We start from the raw sequence: 20,980 nt of genomic DNA on the forward strand, positions 1-20,980 counted from the left end.
TCACGCCAGCCATTTCGGCACCCAGCGCTCCGGGCGCGGCGCGCGGGTGAGATCGGCCTGTGCCTCGGATAGTTTCGCAGGCTCGCCGTCGATGCTCGGGCGCACGTCGTATTCGAAATTCGGCATGACGCGGCCATCGGCATAGAGGCCGAATTTCATCGCATACCACAGCCCGAGTTCGGGCTGTGCCTTGCGCATCTCCTCGCGCAGATCGCGCAGCAGGGATTCGATCGCGGCGGCTTCCTCGAACGGCTGCGGTCCACGCGTCAGGACGCGCGCCTCATACTGCTTGCCGACGATCGCGATCTCGAAGCGCGTCTGGTCCCAAGGCTTCTTGCCCTTGGGCAGATGTGCAGCCAGCCGCCAGCCAAGCTCGGCCATCAGGCGATGATTGGCCCAATAGTCCTCGCGATCCCGGCTCCATTTTTCCACGAAGCCGCGAAAGTCAGGCAGCTCCGACGAATTGTCGTCGGGCGCCGCCGCCTCGCCGGTCGGCCGTCCGGCGAGCCACTGTGCGAGCTCGACCGTCTGGCACTCGACCTCGTCGTGCGGCTTCAGGTCGCTCCAGGCGTCCTCGAATTGCTGCGATGTCAGTTTTGCGAGCAGGCCATCGAGGCTCGGCGCCAGCAGCTCGTAGTCGCCCTCCGAGCCCAGTCCCACGATCGGCGGATTGTCGCGATCGAGACCGGCGCCATACCAGCCGCCGACGGCCGAGCCGTCCGGCAGCCGCATGAACAGCGAAAACCTGTCACGCAAAGGACTGCCGTCGACGATCGGCGCATGGTCGGAGAACTGGCCCTGGAGGGAGAAGCGGCCGACGCTGCCCCAGGGGCGCCCCTTCAGCCAGCCGGCGAAGTCGACCAGGAGGGATGGCGCCTCGATACCTGGCGGAAACGCGCCGCGAATGCTGTCAAGGTCGATCGGGTAGAGCGTATCTGACAAGGCTGAAAACTGTCTGGTTGGTCCCGCCCCTCTTGGTCTGAGCCGCGGTACGTTGGGTTCGAACCAATTCGCGTCGTTCGATCACAAACGCGCTAGAGGCTTGTTGGTTTCCATCGCGATACTCGGCGGGTTTCGACCGGGAGGGACGTTCGGTGAGGACTCAGTAATCCTCTACCACGACATCGTTCTGCAGCGCACCACTGCAAACGCGCTGCGATATGAAATTATAGTGCATTCACGCACCAGTCACGGACTCGGCCTAACTCTCCGCGCGCATTTCAACGCGAGCGAGGAGTGATGATGAGCCGCCTCCCGGACATGCTGCGCACGCAGCGCTTCGACGACTACCGCTTCTACCACCAGAGCACCGTTAACCAGACGCTGCACCTCGTCAGCGCCGTCATCTTCCTCGGTTGCTATACGCTGCTGTTCAACGATCCCGCGCTCGCCGGCATCGTCGGCTGGCTCGCGATGCTGACGCGCCAGACCGGCCATTTCTTCTTCGAGCCAAGCGGCTATGACGCCGTCAACGACGTCAGCAACGACTACAAGGAAGCGGTCAAGGTCGGCTACAATCAGACGCGCAAGATCATCCTGCTCCTGGTCTGGGGCAGCGCGCCGATTGCGCTTTACGCCTTCCCGACGCTGTTCGGACTGTTTGATCCGCCCGCCACCCGGCTCGACTACATCCGCCATGTCGGCGCGCTCTGGCTTGCGATCGGCGTCAGCGGCGGCATCATTCGCATGATCCAGCTGTTCGCGACGCGTGATGTCGCCACGGGGCTGGTGTGGGTGTTCAAAGTGCTGACCGATCCCTTCCACAACATCGCGCTGTACTGGTCATCGCCGCTCAAGCTCTTGCGCGGCGAGTTCATCGACACCGCAATTGCCGATGCGGATTGGGGCGACAAGGACACCGGGGAAGCCGCGCATCCGACCTGACCGATGCACGCTCGGCGAGCAATGTGCAAAACGCCCGCTTGACAAGCCCGGCCATTCGGCTGTAGGGACGCGCCCCATGATCAACGCTCGGACCCATCAGCGCACCGAAATGCTCCGTCGTCGCATCCGCGACGATGAGAGGGTGCGCCATGTCCGACGACGCCGCTGAATCATTAAAATTCAGCCGAGTTTTCGAGAAGGCCGCACCCGCAAGGTGCGGCCTTTCTGCTTTTTGTGCCCCTTTTCCCACCCGTCCCCACAGGAGTTCGACATGACCACGCATCCCTATGACGCGCTGATGGACATCACCGCACGGCCCAAGGCCGTGTTCGTCCGCGGCGCCGGCTCCTACCTCTGGGACGACAGCCGCAAGCGCTATCTCGATTTCGTGCAGGGCTGGGCCGTCAACTGCCTCGGCCACTCCCCTCCGGGGATTGCCGACGCGCTCAGCGCGCAGGCCAAGCGGCTGCTGACGCCGAGCCCGGCCTTCTACAACGAGCCGAGTTTGAAGCTCGCCGAGGCGCTGGTCGCAAACAGCGCCCTCGACCAGGTGTTCTTCGCCAATTCAGGTGCGGAAGCCAATGAAGGCGCGATCAAGCTCGCGCGCAAATATGGCAGCCTGCACAAAGGCGGCGCGTTCGAGATCATCAGCTTCGAGGGCGGCTTCCACGGAAGGACGCTGGCGACGATGTCGGCCTCGGGCAAGAAGGCGTTCGAGCCGCTGTTCGAGCCGAAGGTCGCAGGCTTCAAGAAGGCCAAGCTGAACGATATCGCCTCGGTGGAGAAGCTGATCAACGACAACACGGTCGCTGTGATGCTCGAGCCGATCCAGGGTGAATCAGGCGTGTGGCCGGCGAGCGACCAGTTCCTGCAAGCGTTGCGCGCGCTCACCGAGGCGCATGGCTTGCTGCTCATTTTTGACGAGATCCAGACCGGCGTGGGCCGGACCGGAAAACTCTTCCACTACGAGCACACCGGGATCGCGCCCGACATCATGACGCTCGGCAAGGGCATCGGCGGCGGCGTGCCGCTCGCGGCGCTGCTCGCAACCGAACGCGCCTCCTGTTTCGAGCACGGCGATCAGGGCGGCACGTTCAACGGCAACCCGATCATGTGCGCGGCAGGGCTCGCGGTGCTGGAGGAGATCGGCAAGCCGGACTTCCTCAAGGCGGTGACCGAGACCGGCCTGCTGCTCGAAAGCGAGTTGCAGAAGGTCTCGGCCCGGCATGGGCTCGGTGGCGTGCGGGGACGCGGCCTGCTGCTGGCGCTCGACCTCAAGCTGCCGATCGCGCCCGGCATCGTCGCACAGGCGTTCGAAGCCGGCGTGCTCCTGAACGCGCCGCAGGTCGACACGCTGCGCTTCATGCCGGCGCTGAACGTCACGCGGGCCGAGATCGCCGAGATGATCGATTGTCTCGACGGGATCTTGACCAGGGCCGGCGCGGCACGGCGTGTGGCGTAAGTTGCTGCGTCATTCCGGGGCGGCTCGAAGAGCCGAACCCGGAATGACGAAAGACCTACGGCTTCAGGATCGACGCGCCGGTGGTCTTGCGGCTTTCAAGATCGGTATGCGCCTTCGCGGCATCCTTCAACGCGTAGGCGTGGTTGATCGGCACGTGCAGCTTGCCGTTGATGACGGCGGCGAACAGCGTGTCGGCGCCTTCCAGCAACTCCTTGCGCGTGCCGATGTAATCGTTCAGCTTCGGCCGCGTCGCAAACAGCGAACCGTGAGTGTTGAGCTCGGCGATCGAGAACGGCGGCACGGGACCTGAGGCATTGCCGAACGAGACGAACATGCCGCGCGGCTTGAGGCAGGACAGCGAGCCCGGGAAGGTCGCCTTGCCGACGCCGTCATAGACGACGTCGCAGCCCTCATTGCGGCTGATCTGCTTCACGCGCGCGACGAAATCTTCTTCGTTGTACAGGATGACATGGTCGCAGCCATTGGCCTCGGCGAGTTCGGCCTTCTCGCGCGAGCCGACGGTACCGATGACGTGGGCCCCGAGCGCCCTCGCCCATTGGCAGGCGAGCAGGCCGATGCCGCCGGCTGCGGCATGGACCAGCACGCGATGATGCGGCTCGACCTTGAAGGTCTTGTGCAGGAGGTACCAGACCGTCAGCCCCTTCAGCATCAGCACGGCGCCCTGCTCGTGGGTGATGTGGTCGGGCAGCTTGACCAGCTTCTCCCACGGGATGTTGCGCTCGCCGGTATAGGCGCCGAGATTATGGTAGTAGGCGACGCGGTCGCCGGGATGGAAATGCGTCACGCCGGGCCCGACCGCGACGACCTCGCCCGAGGCCTCGTTGCCTGCGATGAAGGGCAGCCCCGGCGCCTTGTAGAGGCCGGTGCGATAGTAGACGTCGATGAAGTTCAGTCCGACCGCATGCTGGCGGATGCGCACCTCGCCGGTAGCCGGCGCCGGAACATCGACGCTCTCATAGACCAGGGCTTCTGGGCCTCCGACCTTGTGCACACGGACGGCTTTGGTCATCACCTGACCTCCTCTTCTCGCGGCTCAACGAAAGACATCGCGCCGGCCTTGTCAACTCGACGCCGGCTGGAACGGCTAAACGGACGGCTTGCGGGCTTTCCTGCGGTTGCGCTTCGCCAGCACGTTGAAGAATTCCACCGCCGCCGAGAACGCAATTGCGAAATAGATGTAGCCGCGCGGAATGTGGAATTGGAATCCGTCCGCGACCAGCGCGACGCCGATCAGCACCAGGAAGGCTAGCGCCAGCATCTTGGTGGTCGGATGCTCCGCGACGAATCGCGACACCGGCCCCGACGAAATGTACATGACCAGGCAGGCGATCACGACGGCCGCGATCATGATCTCGATGTCCTGCGCCATGCCGATCGCGGTGATGATCGAGTCCAGCGAGAACACGATGTCGATCACGATGATCTGCATGATCACCCAGAAGAAGGCGTTGCCGCCGGACTCGCGGTCGCCCTCGCCGTCATCGGCTTCGACTTCGGCGTGGATTTCGTGCGTCGCCTTGGCGATCAGGAACAGGCCGCCGCCGATCAGGATGAGGTCGCGCCACGAAAAGCCGTAGCCTGAAAACGAAAACACCGGCGCGGTCAGGCCGATCAGCCAGACCAGCAGGCTGAGCAGGATGATGCGGAAGATCAGCGCCAGCGCAAGCCCGATCTGGCGGGCGCGGTGGGCCTGCTTCTCGGGGATGCGCGAGACGATCACCGACAGGAAGATGACGTTGTCGATGCCGAGCACGATCTCGAGCGACGTCAAGGTGAGCAGCGCGGCCCAGGCTTCGGGGCTGGTCAACAAATGCATCATGCGAAGGATCTTGCCAGGCGGATCAATGCGTCGCTGAAGCTGATCCAGAGCGCGATGGCGCAGAGCACGATTGTCACGCCGGTGCCGACGCGAAAATCCATTTCCAGCGTGTAGAGCCCGAGCAGCGCCCAGATCGCGATCAGCGACATCGTCAGCCAGCGCAGCCGCACGACCCGGACCGGATGCAGCACGTGGAACGGCACGAAGGTCAGCACCACCAGGGCCGCGACCAGCAGCGTCGATGCCAGCGGCGGCCAGTGCAGCAGGAACAGATAGAACGCCGCCGCGTTCCACAGCGCCGGAAAGCCGCGAAAATGATTGTCGTCGGCCTTCATGCGTAGATCGGCAAAATATAAGGCGCTGGTGACGATGATGGCGATGCCGAGCAGCGGCGCCGCAACCGGCAGCAGCAGCCCGCTCGCCACGATCGCGTAGGCCGGCACGAAGACATAGGTGACGAAATCGACCACGAGATCGAGCACGTCGCCCGACCAGTTCGGCTGCACATCCTTGACGTTGAGCCGGCGGGCGATCGGCCCGTCGATCGCATCGATGATCAGGGCGACGCCCAGCCACTGAAACATCGCCGCCCAGTGCTCGCGCACGGCCTCCAGCATCGCCAGCAGCGCGATGGCCGCGCCGAATGCGGTGAAGATGTGCACCGAGAAGGCCGCGGCGCGGATCGCCGGTCTCGGCTTCAGGGAATCCTCGTGGGTATCCATGGCTTCTGCTATCAGAACGAGACCGGTTTGCACATCCGCCATTGCGGCGCTCGGTCGCACAATTCGTCATAAAATCAGGGAAATATAGGTGGGCTTGAATTTGCCGCGGGCCGTGTCAAATGTCGTTCCATGACAGACGCATCGACACTTTTTGACGCGGCCGTGATCGGCGGCGGGCCGGCGGGACTGGCAGCGGCCATCGCGCTTGCGCAGGCTGGCGCGCGGACCGCGCTGGTGGCCCGGCGCGTACCCTATGCCGACAATCGCACCACCGCGCTGCTCGGTGCCTCCATCGAGCTCCTGGAGAGCCTCGACGTCTGGCCGCGCTGCAAGGACAAGGCGGCAGCCCTCGAGGTCATGCGGCTCGTCGACGACACCGGCCGGCTGTTCCGCGCGCCGGAGGTCCGGTTCTCCTGTCACGAGATCGCGCTCGATGCCTTCGGCTACAACATCGACAACCGCTCGCTGATGCTGGCGCTGGAAGAACGCGCGGCCGAATTGCCCCACCTCGAGCGCTTCGACGACGAGGCCGAAAGCGTCGTCATCGAAGCCGACGACGTCGCGATCCGCACCGCGTCCGCGCAATTCCTTACGGCCCGGCTCGTGGTCGGCGCCGACGGCCGGCACTCACTGTGCCGGGAAGCCGCCGGCATCGCGGTGACCCGGCGCGACCTGACGCAGACCGCGCTGACCTTCAACGTCGGCCACGCGCGCCCGCATCGCAACGTCTCGACCGAGTTCCACACGCCGCACGGTCCGTGCGTGTTCGTGCCCCTGCCCGGCGACCGCTCCAGCATCGTCTGGGTCGCGGCGCCCGCGGAAGCCGGGCGGCTTCGCGGATTGAGCGATGAGGAGCTGTCCGCCGCGATCGAGACGCAGTCGCATTCCATTCTGGGACGCATGTCGGTCGAGCCGGGCCGCAACCTGTTCCCGCTTGCGATCGAACGTCCAAAGTCCTTCGGCCGCGACCGCATCGCGCTGGTCGGCGAAGCCGCCCATGTTGTCCCGCCGATCGGCGCCCAGGGCCTCAATCTCGGTCTGCGCGATGCCGCCGACATCGCCCGCCTCGCGGGCGAGGCCATCGCTGCGGGTCAGGATCCCGGCGCACCCGACGTGCTGACACGCTACGACCGGGCGCGGCGTCCGGACATTTTGAGCCGGACGTTTGCGATCGACATCGCCAACCGCTCTTTGCTCAACGATTTCCTGCCGCTCCAGCCGGTCCGCGCCGTGGGCATGCAGCTGCTCGGCGCCATCGGCCCGCTCCGGCGTTTTGCGATGCGCGAGGGCCTGACGCCGACGTGGCGAAGGTAACTCGGCGGCGGTAGACCGCTCAGGGAAACGCCAGCCGGCCGGTCTGGATCGCCCACATCACGCTGGTCAGCGTGACCACGGACGCGAAGGTCCCGAGCAGCACCGCGACCGAAGCAGATTCGATCCAGGCTTCGTTCTGCCGGGCAATGACGAACACGTTCAGCGCCGGCGGCAGCGAGGCCATCAGCACTGCGGTCGCGGCCCATGGCTGCGCGAACGGACCGAACGCCAGCATGAGGCCGAACGCGGCAAGCGGGTGGATCAATAGCTTCACCGCGATCACGCCCGGCACCTCCCACGGCACCCGGTTGAACGGGCGGAGCGCCACGGTCACGCCGAGCACGAACAGCGCGGTCGGCGCGGCTGCGTTCTGAAGGAAGGTGATGGTGCGGTCGAGCGCGACCGGCAGCTCGATGTGCAGCGCCGCCACGGCCGCGCCAAAGCAGGCCGACATGATCAGCGGGTTGAGCACGATCTGCTTCAGCACGACGCCGAAGGCATGCACGATCGAAGGATGGTCGCGGTCGGAGAGCTCGATCAGCAGCGGCACGATCGTGAACAGGAAGATGCTGTCGCAGCAGAAGATCAGCGCGGTCGGCGCCGATGCCTTGGTCCCAAGCACGGCGAGCGCCAGCCCCGGTCCCATATAGCCGATATTGCCGTAGCCGCCGGAGAGACCCGCGAGCGTCGCCTCGCGCAGCGTCAGCCGTCCGAAAATCTTGCCGACGACCAGCGCCAGCGTAAACGCTGCGACCGTCGCCAGCGTGGTCGCGATCAGGAACGGCGGGTTGTTCAATTCCGCGAACGGCGTCTTCGACATGATCGCGAACAGCAGTGCCGGCAGCGACACGTAGAGCAGGAAGAAGTTCATCCAGGCGAGGCCCGATTCCGGTAGCGATTTGGCCTTGCCGCAAGCAAATCCGACGAAGATCAAGCCAAAATAAGGTAGCGCCAGATTGAGGATATCGACCATTGATGAAGTGTTTTCTGAAGATTTGGGGGCTATCCGCCCCGCAAGCGAAGGTTAATTCCAGATCAGGGCACTAGCATCGGCCACAATCCTGGTCTATCGACGGGGAATGATTAAAGCGAGGACCGCCAAATTCCAGATCGGACAGGTCGTGCGCCACCGGATCTTCTCGTTCCGGGGCGTGATCTTCGACATCGATCCGGAGTTCAACAACACCGAGGAGTGGTGGCTGTCGATCCCTGAAGAGGTGCGGCCGCACAAGGACCAACCGTTCTACCACCTGCTCGCGGAGAACGCCGAGTCCGAGTACGTCGCCTACGTATCGGAACAGAATCTGGTGCCGGACGATTCCGGCGAACCGGTCCGCCATTCCCAGGTCGCCGAGATCTTCATCAAGAACAAGGACGGCGGCTACCGCCCGCGGAACCCGTCGTTGAACTGAATTTCGCTGCCGGCAAGCGGCCAGCAAAAAAGGCGCTCGAAGTGAGCGCCTTTTTCATGTCTGGACGTCCGTCGCCCGATTACTTCTGAGCGGTCGGAGGTGCGCCGGGCGCACCGCCCTGCTGCTCGAGCTTCTTGCGCTGCTCGTCGGCCTTCTTCTGAAGCTCTTCCTGGAGCTTCTTCTGGGTTTCCTCGAACACCTTGGGATCGGTCGGCGGACCGTCATAGGCCTTCTGGAATTCGCCGGCGAGCGGCAGCGGCAGCGTCAAGGGCGCGCCGTTGGCGTTGATCGCCTGGACGACGAGGTTCTGGCCCTTCTTCATGCTGTTGATGAGCTCGGGGCTGGCCTCATAATCCGACATGCAGCCGTTCTGGAAGCAGATCACATACGGTTGCTGCAGCGGCGCATTGTTGTCCACGATGATGCGGGTGCCGTGCACGAGCTGCATGCCGAGCGGCAAGGTCACGCGCAGGATCTTCTTGGGCTCGCCTTCCGGCTCGATGATCACGGCGGCAATGACCGGCTGGCCCGACTCGATGCGACCGTCCTTGCCGGTGAAGCAGACCTGCTTGGCGTTGGCGTCCTGGCCCTTGAGGCAGAACTTGGTCCAGGGGGCGTAGATCAGCTGGATCTGCTGATCGGCCGGCTGGGCCGCGCCCTGCTGCGCCGGAGCGCCCTGCGCGGGAGCCTGCTGGGCGGGCGCCTGAGCGGAGGGCGCCGGAGCCTTGGGGGCAGCCTTCGGAGCGGCTTTCGGGGCCGGAGCCGCCTTGGGCGCGGCAGGCGCACCGGGGGCCGGCGCCGGGGTCTGGGCCTCGGCGGCAAATGGAACGGCCAATGCCGTCGCCGTCAACAAGGCGAGAAGTCGCCCGCGCGGCCGGACGGACGCGGCCAAGTAATGGAAATTCATTGCGGAAAACCCTTTCTGAACGGGAAGTGCCCGAACCGCTCTGCAGCGACGAACCTAGCCGCGTTTGGGCGCGGCTCTCTCCCCGTCAATTGAGGCGGATAGGTGACGGGCTCGACGCTCTTGCGCGATCGCCCGCCTTCTAAGCGGGGCCGTCGAAAAGATCAATGCCGACAAGCGTCTTTGGCCGCGTTGGCGCCAGCGTCCCACCAAATTCCCTGTGATAGGATTCAGGTCCCGGCGGTCCTCGAATCAACGTGTGCCGATGTTCATGTTCCAGCGCCTTCTCGAGGGCCTTCGTGAGAGGTTCCGTGCGAGCCTTGGCGTCCGCCTCTGCGCCCTCGCCTTTGTCCTGGCTGCCGGGCTCCCGGCAAATGGCGTACGGGCCGAAGAAGCTCACGCCATCGCCATGCACGGCAAGCCGGCGTTGCCGCCCAATTTCACCCACATGCCCTACGCCAATCCTGACGCCCCCAAGGGCGGCCGGCTGGTCTGGGGCCTTCTCGGCACCTTCGACAGCCTTAATCCGTTCATCGTGAAGGGATTGGCGGTGCAGCCGATCCGCGCCTACGTGGTCGAGAGCCTGCTGGCGCGCGGCCAGGATGAGCCGTTCACGCTGTACGGCCTGCTCGCCAAGACCGTCGAGACCGATGCGGAGCGGAGCTACGTCACGTTCCGTCTCGATCCCCGCGCCCGCTTCTCCGACGGCAAGTCGGTACAAGCCGAGGACGTGCTGTTCTCCTGGCAGCTCCTGCGCGACCATGGCCGTCCCAACCTCCGGCAATATTACGCCAAGGTCGCCAAGGCCGAGGCGCCAGATCCCCTCACCGTTCGTTTCGACCTCACCGGCGCCAACGACCGCGAGCTGCCGCTGATCCTCGGCCTGATGCCGATCCTGCCGAAGCATGCAGTGGATGTTGCGACCTTCGAGGAGACGACGCTGACGGGGCCGATCGCCTCGGGCCCCTACCGTGTCGCGGCGGTGAAGCCCGGCGCCAGCGTGACCTTGACCCGCAATCCCGATTATTGGGGCCGCGACCTGCCGATCAATCGCGGGCTCTACAATTTCGACGAGATCAGGCTCGACTATTTCCGCGAGGCCAACGGCCAGTTCGAAGCCTTCAAACGCGGCCTCTATGATTTCCGTGTCGAGCACGAACCGCTGCGCTGGCACGACGGTTACGACTTTCCGGCCGTCAAAAGCGGCGAAGTGATCCGCGACACCATCAAGCCCGGCGTGCCGCAGCCTTCCGAATTCCTGGTGTTCAACACGCGCCGTCCGATCTTCGCCGACATCCGCGTGCGCCGGGCACTGACGCTGCTGCTCGATTTCGAGCTGATCAACCGCAACTACTTTTTCGGTCTCTATTCGCGCGTCGCTGGCTATTTTGCGGGGTCGGATCTCTCGGCCTACGGCCGGTCCGCCGATGCGCGCGAGCGCGAGCTGCTGAAGCCCTTTGCCGCGCAGATTCCGCCCGACATCATGGACGGCAGCTACCGCCTGCCGGTGACCGACGGCTCGGGGCGCGACCGGACCACGCTGCGCGCGGCGCTCAAGCTGCTGTCGGACGCCGGCTACGATCTCGACGGCACGGTGCTGCGCAACCGCGCGACAAAAGCCCCCTTCACCTTCGAGATGCTGGTGACGACCCGCGACCAGGAGCGCATCGCCCTCGCGTTCCAGCGCGACCTCAAGCGCGCCGGCATCGCGCCGACCGTTCGCGCGGTCGATCCCGTGCAGTTCGACCAGCGCCGGCTCGCTTACGAGTTCGACATGATCCAGAACCGCTGGGATCAGTCGCTGTCGCCCGGCAACGAGCAGTATTTCTATTGGGGCAGCGCGGCCGCCGACAATCCGGGCACCCGCAACTACATGGGCGCCAGAGATCCCGCCGTCGATGCCATGATCGGTGCTCTCCTGGAGGCCCGTGATCATACGGCCTTCGTCTCGGCGGTGCGGGCGCTCGACCGCGCCTTGATCTCCGGTTTCTATACAATCCCCCTGTTTAACGTATCCGAGCAATGGATCGCGCGCTGGAATCGGATAGAACGGCCGAAGGCCACCGCGCTGTCCGGCTACCTGCCGGAGACCTGGTGGTCGAAGGGGCAGCCGCAAGCCAGCCAAGCAAAGTGACGCCGTGAATCAGCCAGCCGTATCGCCGACGCTCGACACGCTGTTTCAGCGCACGCTGATGCGGCAACCGCACGCGCCCGCTCTGCTCGATCCCCTCAACAAGGCCCGTGTGACCGGCCACCAGCCGCGCCGGATGACTTACGCCGAGGCTGACACCGCCATCGAGGCCCTGTCGGCGCATTTCGTCGAATCGGGGCTGCCGGCCAACTCCGTCATCGCGATCCAGCTGCCTGCTACGGTCGAATTCGTGCTGACCGTGCTCGCCGCGCATCGCGCCGGGCTCGTCGTCGCCGTGCTGCCGCTGCTGTGGCGCCATGCGGAACTGACCGCCGCGCTGAACCGCACCGCGGCGCGCGCCATCGTCACCATGAGCAAGGTCGACGGCGTCAGCTATTCCGACCTCGCGATGCATGCCGCCGCCGAGGCCTTTTCGATCCGTTACGTCTGCGGTTTCGGCGCCGACCTGCCCGAGGGCATGGCCTCGCTCGACGACGTGCTGGCGCGCCCGCCCGGCACCACCCGCACCGTGATCCAGGACGGCCGCAAGGCGGCGATGATCTCCTTCGACGTCACCGCCGAAGGCTTTCGCCCGGTGCCGCGGCCGCATTTCAGCCTGATCGCCGGCGGGCTCGCGATGTCGCTGGAGGCCGACATCAAGCAGGGCGCGACCGTAATGGCGGCGTTCGCGCCGATGTCGTTCGCTGGCCTCGCTTCCTCGCTCGCGGTGTGGCTGCTCTGCGGCGGCACGCTGGCGCTGCATCATCCCTTCGAGAACGAGGTGCTGGAGCAGCAGATCAACGAGCACGAATGCGAGGTGCTGATCGCCCCCGCGCAGCTCGCGCTGCGCCTGGGCGATTCCGATCTCGCGGCACGGCTGCCAAGCTTGCGCAACGTCATCGGCCTCTGGCGTGCGCCCGAGCAGGTGGCGGCGAGCGATGCCTGGATCGCGCCGCATGCACCGCTGACCGACGTCTATCTATTCGGCGAGGCCGGTCTGTTCGGCGCCCGCCGCGGCGAGGACGGCATGCCTGTTACGGTGATGCCCGGGCCGCACGGCGCCCCGCGTGAGCAGTCCGGCTCCTCCATCGCCGGCGAAATCCTGCTGACGCCCAAGGGCACGCTCGGCCTGCGTGGGGCGATGGTGCCGATCGCGGCCTACGCACCGCCGCAGCCGGTCGGCGACACCCTGACAGCGCAGCCGCCGCGGGATTATGTCGACACCGGCTATGCCGCGCGGCTCGACCGCCCCAGCGGCGCGATCTGCATCACCGCGCCGCCCTCCGGCATCATGGCCGTCGGCGGCTACCGCTTCCTGTCCAACGACCTCCAGGAATGGGCGCGCCGGCTCGGCCAGGGTGCCCTGCTCACCGCGCTGCCCGACCGGCTCTCAGGCCACCGGCTCGCAGGCCGGGCCCAGGACAACGCCCGCGCCCGCGAAGCGCTCAATGAACTCGGGCTTAACCCCCTGATGGTCGAGGCTTTTCGCGACCGCTCGGGGCCGGTTTAGGCGCAGTTTCGACCCGTCCATTGACGCTGCATTAAGGCGACCGGACTAGATTGCGCAGCATCTGTTGCGTGATCAGAGTTTGCGATGTCCCAGGCGGGCCCGATCCTGTTTGTGTCCAATGCCCAGCGGCCGCCTTGCATTGCGGCTCTGGACGAGGCCCGTCTCTTCCCCGTCGTCGACACCGACTGGGCCAGCGCGGCGCGCGCGGTCGAGCAGGTGCAGCCGGCCGCAGTTCTCGCCGCGATGCATGCCGGGCACGAGCCCCATCTGGCGCCGCTCGCCATGAAGATCGCGGGCCAATCGCCCTATCTTCCCTTCGTGGCGCTCGATGCTGCCGGCACGCTGCCGCAGAACGCCCTGCCCTTCTCCTCGCGCGGCGGCAATTCCGACCGCCTCGTCGCGCGGCTCCGCGCCGCGCTGCGCGTGCGGACCCTCCATGCGACGGTTCTGCGCCGGCTGCCGGAGGCGAAAGTCGGGTTGCCGGAAAGTGATCCGGCACGCGATGCGACCGTGCTCCTGATCGGCCGCGGCGCAGCCTATCCCGCGCTCTCCGTCGCACTCGGCGAGCGCGTCGGCGTCGTCGGTGCGCTCTCGATCGAGGCTGCGGCCAAGCATCTCAACACCCGCGATATCGACGGCGTCGTGCTCGCCGAAGGTTTTACCGCGCGCGTCACCGACGCCTTCCTCACCGTGCTCGCCGAAGACACCCGTTTCCGCAGCCTGCCCGTGGTCGTCACCGCGCACCAGCTTACGCAGACGTACGACCTGCCCAATCTCGAACTGATCCCGGGCGAGCCGGCGAAGGTCGCCGCCAACGCGCTGCCGCTGATCCGCCAGCACGCGATGGAAGCGCAACTGAGCCGCACGCTGCGCTCGATCGATGCCGGCGGCTGGCTCGATCCGCGCAGCGGCCTGCTCACGGTGGAAGCCTTTGCCCGCGATTTCGCCAAGGCGGTCGAGCAGACGCTTGCCCGCGGCGGCGGCCTCTCCGTGGCGCGCTTCGCCTTCGAGCCCGGCAATTCCCGCGCCCAGCTCGACGCGGCCCGCATCCTGAGCCGCCTGATGCGGCAGATGGATTTTGGCGCGGCACAGAAGGACGGCTCGGTCATCGTCGTGTTCGCGGAGACCGATTTCCGCACCGCCCACATGATCGCGCGCCGCCTCTCGGCGGTGATGCGGCACACCTCGAACGGCAAGCACGAGATGCGCAGCGATCCCGTGGTCAGCGTGGATTCGCTGTCGCCGTCGGATACGGCGCGATCACTGCTCGGGCGCCTCTCAGCCGACGCGTCCCGCGCGGCGTCGTAGTCACAACCTCGCTGCCGTAGGAGGGCAAAGGCGCATCTGCGCCGTGCCCACCATCCTTCCAAGACGACAGAAGCGATGGGCACGCTTCGCCTTGCCCACTCTTGCAATAGCGCAATCGGCTATCATTGGCGTGTCCCGTGAGGAATGTCATGCAGTTCGTTCATAGGCTCGCGGCCCTCATCTTTCTCATGCCAGTGAATCTGGTTGGAGCTGCGCTGGGCGAAGAGGTTCCGCGACAGCCCGACGGTAGATTTTTGATCCAGTTGAAGGATGTGCTCGTGGCTCTCCCGGAGGAGAATTCGACGATGACCACGTTCGCCGTATCGACGCCGCCCGGCAAAAGCCCACTCGAATTTACTCTTACTGACCTGGTTGGCGCCCCCGGTCGTTATTCCGCAACGTTGCGGTCGTCCGAATGGAGTTCCGTCCGCGTTTCACAGACGCGCCCGCGCGAAATGCTGGGCGAACAAGTCGCGAAAGGCGTCACCGGCGTGGGCATCCTCAGTGGCTTGGACACGAATTGCGAAGCCTGGCTGCCCCAATGGGCGCGCTATCGTGAAGCCGCTCTGGGTCTGCCGGCGGACCAATACGGTTGGACCAGGCAGGACAATCACCGGAGCCCTCCAACGAGCGCCTTCATCAAGTTTCTCGACCGGGGCGAACGCGCGACAAGTCGATACTACCCGCTCGATTGCGATTTCTCGGGAAACTGCCTGCTCAAGGCCTGCCGTAACGGCCTGACCGCCTGGATTCGGATCAATTCGTCCAACAAGGGTCAGGGCGAGGACTATTCAGTAAAGGACTTCGATCAGCAGATCGCTAGCGGGGCCAAGCTACTGGAGCGGATGGTCGTGAACCGGCCTGTCGATCTCGCCCATCCTTAGTTGTGAGGCCGGCGTCGTAGTCATCCGCCGGCATTCCCTGATCTCACGAACTCCCCTTACGCGCGCTAACCGCCGCCATTCGCTCCCGATTTCGGGGCGGCAGCCAGAGCGGGAGCGGGAGCGGGAGTGGGAGCAGCCAGGAGAAAGCCAACGGTCTCGTTCAGGAGCTCGTGGGCACGGTCGACAATGTCGTCCAGGGACATCGTCTTCGCGAACATGCGCTGCGCTTCAGCGAGCAACTGCTCGCGGGTCGGCATGCTGGACAGGCGCAGATCGGCACGGTGCTGCAGCAACGTGATCGCGTCCCGGACCGACAATTCGGTCTCATGGATCGACGTCCTGATCGCCGACGCGATGTGTTCAGGATTGAAGCGCGCAGCGAGCTGCTCGGCCGCCTGCTTGACGACGCGCGATCCCAACTGGTGCTCGTTGCGCAGAACCAGCTTGGGCGGCGTCTTCAAATCCCGGACGATCCCGACCCAGGACAGGGCCACCAGGACATAATAGGTCAGATCGATCTCATACCAGTAGAAGCCCTGCCGGGCGCTGGCCTGATAGGCGTGGTGATTGTTGTGCCACCCCTCACCCATCGTGAAGAAAGCAAGCAGCCAGTTGTTGCGGGAGTCGTCACCGGTCACATACCGCTTGCGTCCGTGAACATGCGCGAGTGAGTTGATGCAGAACGTGGCGTGGTACACGAGCACGGTGCTCCAGAGGAAGCCGACCACGAGCCCGGACCATCCGGCAACGAGGAAGCAGAGACCCGCGAGCACGAATGCCGGCAGAAGCTCCAGCCTGTGCAGCCACATCAACTCGGGATACGACGCCAGATCCGCTACTTTCACCAGATCGGTTGCATCGTGCTGCCGGTAGAAGATCCAGCCGACATGACTGTAGAGGAAGCCCTTGTGGCGGGGCGAATGCACATCCTTCGCCGTATCCGAGTGCAGATGATGATGGCGATGCTTGGCGGCCCACCAGAGCACGCTCTTCTGGGCGCTGCTCTGGGCAAGGAAGGCCAGGATGAACTGAAACACCCGGCTGGTCGCGTAGGAGCGATGCGAGAAGTACCGATGATATCCGGCGGTGATCCCGAACATGCGCAACCAGTACAGAACCACGCAAATGGTAACGGCTTGCCACGAGACGCCCGACCAGATCGCTGCGACGCATCCTGCGTGGACCAATACAAACGGCAGGACCTGCGGGTACATGACGTCGTCGTGTTCGTCGTCGTGTTCCCGGCCCGGATCGATATTGATAGACAAGCTCGCCACCTCAGCAGTTGCAATGGGCGGGCTAGCCCGCTTTGCGGTACAAAAAAACCGCGGCCGGTAAACCAGTCGCGGGTCACACGAATCAGGTCGTCAGTCAGCACGCTAGCAGCGGCGAGGCCAAGTCGTTCGGCCGAACTCGATGAATCGAACATGGCTGGCGTCCGATCATTCCGCAAGTGGCCATATGCCGCTGTTTTCGTATCCAAATACCGCGCCGGCGGCGCTCGGAGCAGCTAGGCCGCCTTCTTGCTCTGCGCCAGTTGCGCGAGCTGACGCATGATCTCGGTGGTGCCGGCGAGACGCTCTTCCGGCGTCTCCCAGTCCTGCAGGAACACCACCTTCATGTCCGGCCGGACCTTGGCGGCCTGACCGTAGCTGCGGATGAACGACACCAGGCGGTCGGGATAGGCGAACGAATTGTCGCGGAAGGCGATGACGGCGCCCTTCGGGCCGGCGTCGATCTTCCCGACATTGGCCTTGCGGCAGAACGCCTTGATCGCGGCGACCTTGAACAGATAGCGCACCTCGTCCGGCAGCACGCCGAAACGGTCGCGCATCTCCGCGCCGAAGTTCTCGATCTCCTCCTCGGTGTCGAGATCGGCCAGCCGCCGGTACAGCGACAGCCGCACCGAGAGGTCGCCGACATAGTCTTCCGGAATGAGCACGGGCATGCCGATGGTGATCGACGGCGACCAGCGGTCGGCGGCGGGCTCGGACACGCCGGCCTTGAGGTTGACGATCGCCTCCTCCAGCATCGACTGGTAGAGCTCGAAGCCGACCTCCTTGATGTGGCCGGACTGCTCCTCGCCGAGCAGGTTGCCGGCGCCGCGGATGTCGAGATCGTGCGAGGCGAGCTGGAAGCCCGCGCCCAGCGTCTCCAGCGATTGCAGCACGGTGAGCCGGCGCTCGGCCTGCGCGGTGATCTTCTGCTGCGCCGGCAGCGTGAACAGTGCATAGGCCCGCAGCTTGGACCGGCCGACGCGTCCGCGGAGCTGATACAGCTGCGCCAGGCCGAACATGTCCGCGCGGTGCACGATCAGCGTGTTGGCGTTGGGGATGTCGAGGCCGGATTCCACGATGGTGGTCGACAGCAGGATGTCGAACTTGCCGTCGTAGAAGGCGGTCATGATGTCCTCGATCACCGCCGGCGGCATCTGGCCGTGCGCGACCGCGACCTTCATCTCCGGCACGTTCTTGTCGAGGAAGTCCTTGACCTCGGCGAGGTCGTCGATGCGCGGCACCACGTAGAACGCCTGCCCGCCGCGATAGCGCTCGCGCAGCAGCGCCTCGCGGATCATCAGCGGATCATGCGGGGCCACGAAGGTGCGCACCGCGAGGCGGTCGACCGGGGGCGATGCGATGATCGAAAGCTCGCGGACGCCGGTCAGCGCCAATTGCAGTGTGCGCGGGATCGGGGTCGCCGACAGCGTCAGCACATGGACCTCGGCACGAAGCGCTTTCAGCCGCTCCTTGTGGGTGACGCCAAAATGCTGCTCCTCGTCGACGATGACGAGGCCGAGGTCGCGGAACTTGATGGCTTTACCAAGCAGCGCATGGGTGCCGACGACGATATCGACCGAACCGTCGGCAATGCCCTTCTTGACCAGGTTCAGCTCCTTGGTCGCGATCAGGCGCGAGGCCTGCGCCACATTCACCGGAAAGCCCTTGAAGCGCTCGGTGAAGGTTTTTGCGTGCTGGCGCGCCAATAGCGTCGTCGGCACCACGACCGCGACCTGCTTGCCTTCGAGCGCGACGGCAAAGGCCGCGCGCAGCGCGACCTCCGTCTTGCCGAAGCCGACGTCGCCGCAGATCAGCCGGTCCATCGGACGGCCGAGCTCGAGGTCCTTCAGGGTGGCTTCGATCGCGCCGAGCTGGTCCTCGGTCTCGTCATAGGGGAAGCGTGCGCAGAACTCGTCGTAGAGGCCCTGCTGTACCGGCAGCTTCGGCGCCTCGTGCAGATGACGCGCGGCGGCGATCTTGATCAGCTCGCCCGCGATCTCCCGGATGCGGTTCTTAAGCTTGGCCTTGCGCGTCTGCCAGCCGGAGCCCCCCAGACGATCGAGCTCGACCGTGGTCTGGTCGGAGCCGTAGCGTGACAGCAGCTCGATGTTCTCGACCGGCAGGAACAGTTTTGTCTCGGCCGCATAATGCAATTCGAGGCAGTCATGCGGCGCACCGGCGACGTCGAGGGTTTGCAGGCCGATGAAGCGGCCGATGCCGTGATCGACGTGGACCACGATGTCGCCGGCGGTGAGGCTCGTCACCTCCGAGATGAAATTGTCGAGCTTGCGGCTGGCCTTGCGCGGCCGCACCAGGCGGTCGCCAAGGATGTCCTGCTCGCTGATCAGCGCGATCTCGTCGGTCTCGAAACCGCTTTCCAGGCCGAGCACGGCGAGCATGGTCTCGTTGCGCGGGGTCGCCTGCACCGTCCGCCAGCTGTTGACGCTGGTGGTGTGGGTCAGCTTGTGGTCGCGCAGCATCGAGGTCATGCGGTCGCGCGAGCCTTCGCTCCAGAGCGCGATCACCACTTTCTTGCGCGCGGCGTGCAAAGCCATGACGTGGCTGACCACGGACTCGAACACGTTGACTGTGGTGTCATTGCGTTCGGGTGCGAAGTCGCGGCCCTTGCGCGCGCCGGCATCGACGATGGTCGCGCCGTCGGCCGGGACGGAAAACTGCGTCAGCCGCACCAGCGGCATCTCGCGCTCGCGCCTGCTCCATTCCTCGTCCGTGAGATAGAGCCTGTCAGGCGGCAGCGGCTTGTAGATGGCACCGCCGCCGGGATGCTCCATCGCATCACGGCGGGCCTGGTAGTAGTCCAGGATCTGCTTGAAGCGCTCGCGGACCGCGTCCTCGGCCTGCGGCTCGATCGCAACGGCCGCGCCTTGCAGATAGTCGAACAGCGTGTCCATCCGGTCCTGGAACAGCGGCAGCCAGTGCTCCATGCCGGGATGGCGGCGGCCTTCGCTGACGGCTTCATACAGCGCATCGTCGCGCTCGGGCGCGCCGAACTCGGCGACATAGCCCATCCGGAAACGGCGGATGGTGTCGGTGACGAGCTGGAATTCCGAGATCGGCACGAGGTCGAGCGCGCGCATGTCGAGCAGCGTGCGCTGGGTCTCGGCGTCGAAGGTGCGGATCGATTCCAGGCTGTCGCCGAAGAAGTCGAAGCGGACGGGCTGCTCAAGGCCCGCCGGAAACAGGTCCAGGATGCCGCCGCGCACGGCATATTCGCCGGGCTCGCGCACGGTCGAGGAGCGGTTGTAGCCGTTGTGCTCGAGCCAGGCGACGATGCTGTCCATCGGCACGACATTGCCGGGCGCGACCGACAGCGCCTGCGCCGCGACCAGATCGCGCGAGGGCACGCGCTGCACCACCGCATTCACTGTCGTCAGCACGATCAGCGGCTTGTCGCTGCCGGTGAGCGAGGCGAGCCGCGCCAGCGTGGTCAGACGCTGCGCCAGGATGCCGCCATGCGGCGAGACGCGATCATAGGGCTGGCAGTCCCAGGCCGGGAACTGGAGCACCGGCAGATCGGGTGCGAAGAATTGCAGTGCCCGTTCGAGCTGCTGCATCCGCGCACCGTCGCGGCAGACCACGGCAAGGCTGACGGCCGGCTTCTTCGGCCGCGCCGCGATCGCGCGCGCCAGATCGGAGATGACGAGGCCTTCGGCGCCTTCGGCGACATTGGCAAGCGTCAGCGCGCGGCCGGGCGTGAGCAGCTCGGCCGGAGATTTCATGCCCTGCTTCATGCGTCGCGGTCCGCGATCGGGAACGCCTTGATGCGCGCGAAGATCGCGCCGGTGACATCAGCTGGCAGCACCTTGTCACCCGTGATGGCGGCATAGAGATCGGGATCGTTGACCTCGAGCAGGGCCTCGAGCTCGGTCAGCTCGGCGTCGGACAGGTTGCCGATCTCGGCATCCGCGAAGCGGCCGAGGATCAGATCCATCTCGCGCGTGCCGCGGTGCCAGCAGCGGAACAGCAACCGCTTGCGGCGATCGTCCAGTCCGTTGCTCGATCGTGTCGTTCCCGTCATGTCTCAAATCCAGTCAAACGCCAAAAGCCCGGACGTGCCGGGCCGGGGTGATATAGGCCCTGAGCTTGCGAATGTCAGCAGCATTCCAAGCGCCGGTGCGTGCAAAAACGCCGGGTGTGGCCCTGCCACTTGCAGCTTTTCAATTTCACCGCTATGTGTCTGCCCGATTTCGCGCCCCGCGGGCGCGATCATCAGGGAGAAGGCTCGATGACGATCATGTCTCGCCGCCCCGTCGAGGGCATCGCCTAAACTGCGCGTGCGTTGGCCGCGCCGTTAGGGAAACCACGCGCATA

The 20,980-nt window shown here is 65.4% G+C and carries 17 protein-coding genes; 8 read left to right on the forward strand and 9 right to left on the reverse strand.

Translation table 11 applies throughout. The features are described from left to right. Entirely contained in the window at window positions 1-942 is a 942-nt protein-coding gene (locus NLM25_RS23810) for a hypothetical protein (protein ID WP_254138611.1), read from the reverse strand. Window positions 943-1,242: 300 nt separating this feature from the next. Between NLM25_RS23810 and NLM25_RS23815 the strand changes: the two genes are divergently transcribed. Continuing rightward, window positions 1,243-1,884, forward strand: coding sequence for a hypothetical protein (locus NLM25_RS23815; RefSeq protein ID WP_254141250.1), 642 nt, complete (start codon window positions 1,243-1,245; stop codon window positions 1,882-1,884). Window positions 1,885-2,155: 271 nt separating this feature from the next. Next, window positions 2,156-3,346, forward strand: coding sequence for an acetylornithine transaminase (locus NLM25_RS23820; protein WP_254138612.1), 1,191 nt, complete (start codon window positions 2,156-2,158; stop codon window positions 3,344-3,346). A gap of 55 nt (window positions 3,347-3,401) precedes the next feature. Here NLM25_RS23820 and NLM25_RS23825 read toward each other — a convergent pair whose 3' ends face one another. From NLM25_RS23825 to pcsA, 3 genes are all read right to left on the reverse strand, one after another. Beyond that, window positions 3,402-4,376 carry a quinone oxidoreductase gene (locus NLM25_RS23825; RefSeq protein WP_254119587.1) on the reverse strand — a complete coding sequence of 325 codons (975 nt, stop codon included), beginning with the start codon at window positions 4,374-4,376 and terminating at the stop codon, window positions 3,402-3,404. Between the two features lie 75 nt (window positions 4,377-4,451). Continuing rightward, window positions 4,452-5,186 (reverse strand): TerC family protein, encoded by a 735-nt coding sequence (locus tag NLM25_RS23830; RefSeq protein WP_254119588.1) that lies wholly within the window; start codon window positions 5,184-5,186, stop codon window positions 4,452-4,454. Continuing rightward, complete coding sequence (pcsA, locus tag NLM25_RS23835) at window positions 5,183-5,950, reverse strand: phosphatidylcholine synthase (RefSeq protein ID WP_254119589.1); 768 nt, start codon at window positions 5,948-5,950, stop codon at window positions 5,183-5,185. Before pcsA ends, NLM25_RS23830 begins: the two co-directional genes overlap by 4 nt. Window positions 5,951-6,037: 87 nt before the next feature. Between pcsA and NLM25_RS23840 the strand changes: the two genes are divergently transcribed. Continuing rightward, a complete protein-coding gene (locus tag NLM25_RS23840) occupies window positions 6,038-7,222 on the forward strand; it encodes a UbiH/UbiF family hydroxylase (RefSeq protein ID WP_254138613.1) in 1,185 nt (394 codons plus the stop codon). A gap of 19 nt (window positions 7,223-7,241) precedes the next feature. Here NLM25_RS23840 and NLM25_RS23845 read toward each other — a convergent pair whose 3' ends face one another. After that, window positions 7,242-8,195, reverse strand: coding sequence for an AEC family transporter (locus NLM25_RS23845; RefSeq protein WP_254138614.1), 954 nt, complete (start codon window positions 8,193-8,195; stop codon window positions 7,242-7,244). Between the two features lie 106 nt (window positions 8,196-8,301). Here NLM25_RS23845 and hspQ point away from each other — a divergent pair, with 106 nt between their 5' ends. Then, window positions 8,302-8,634, forward strand: a complete 333-nt coding sequence (gene hspQ, locus NLM25_RS23850) for a heat shock protein HspQ (RefSeq protein ID WP_254119592.1) — start codon at window positions 8,302-8,304, stop codon at window positions 8,632-8,634. A gap of 79 nt (window positions 8,635-8,713) precedes the next feature. On the opposite strand, the gene NLM25_RS23855 is transcribed toward hspQ, so the two are convergent. Then, the gene (locus NLM25_RS23855; protein ID WP_254119593.1) at window positions 8,714-9,541 is read right to left on the reverse strand and encodes an invasion associated locus B family protein; all 828 of its coding nucleotides are present in this window, start codon (window positions 9,539-9,541) and stop codon (window positions 8,714-8,716) included. Between the two features lie 262 nt (window positions 9,542-9,803). Between NLM25_RS23855 and NLM25_RS23860 the strand changes: the two genes are divergently transcribed. The 4 genes from NLM25_RS23860 to NLM25_RS23875 all read left to right on the forward strand — a co-directional run bounded on the left by NLM25_RS23860 (window position 9,804) and on the right by NLM25_RS23875 (window position 15,371). Further along, window positions 9,804-11,672 carry an extracellular solute-binding protein gene (locus tag NLM25_RS23860; RefSeq protein WP_254141251.1) on the forward strand — a complete coding sequence of 623 codons (1,869 nt, stop codon included), beginning with the start codon at window positions 9,804-9,806 and terminating at the stop codon, window positions 11,670-11,672. Between the two features lie 4 nt (window positions 11,673-11,676). Then, on the forward strand, window positions 11,677-13,179 hold the full coding sequence (locus NLM25_RS23865) for a class I adenylate-forming enzyme family protein (protein WP_254138615.1): 1,503 nt from the start codon (window positions 11,677-11,679) through the stop codon (window positions 13,177-13,179). Window positions 13,180-13,263: 84 nt separating this feature from the next. Beyond that, window positions 13,264-14,487, forward strand: a complete 1,224-nt coding sequence (locus NLM25_RS23870) for a GGDEF domain-containing protein (protein WP_254138616.1) — start codon at window positions 13,264-13,266, stop codon at window positions 14,485-14,487. 149 nt (window positions 14,488-14,636) lie between these two features. Continuing rightward, window positions 14,637-15,371 (forward strand): hypothetical protein, encoded by a 735-nt coding sequence (locus tag NLM25_RS23875; protein WP_254138617.1) that lies wholly within the window; start codon window positions 14,637-14,639, stop codon window positions 15,369-15,371. A gap of 65 nt (window positions 15,372-15,436) precedes the next feature. Here NLM25_RS23875 and NLM25_RS23880 read toward each other — a convergent pair whose 3' ends face one another. The 3 genes from NLM25_RS23880 to NLM25_RS23890 form a co-directional block, all read right to left on the reverse strand. Beyond that, window positions 15,437-16,585, reverse strand: a complete 1,149-nt coding sequence (locus NLM25_RS23880) for an acyl-CoA desaturase (protein ID WP_254141252.1) — start codon at window positions 16,583-16,585, stop codon at window positions 15,437-15,439. A gap of 296 nt (window positions 16,586-16,881) precedes the next feature. Continuing rightward, on the reverse strand, window positions 16,882-20,400 hold the full coding sequence (mfd, locus tag NLM25_RS23885; protein WP_254138618.1) for a transcription-repair coupling factor: 3,519 nt from the start codon (window positions 20,398-20,400) through the stop codon (window positions 16,882-16,884). Continuing rightward, window positions 20,397-20,687, reverse strand: coding sequence for a succinate dehydrogenase assembly factor 2 (locus NLM25_RS23890; RefSeq protein WP_254119599.1), 291 nt, complete (start codon window positions 20,685-20,687; stop codon window positions 20,397-20,399). The genes mfd and NLM25_RS23890 overlap by 4 nt, the downstream gene beginning before the upstream one ends. Window positions 20,688-20,980: the final 293 nt, after the last annotated feature.

Origin of the sequence: Bradyrhizobium sp. CCGB01, from assembly GCF_024199795.1 — a bacterium.
Classification (GTDB): Bacteria; Pseudomonadota; Alphaproteobacteria; order Rhizobiales; family Xanthobacteraceae; genus Bradyrhizobium.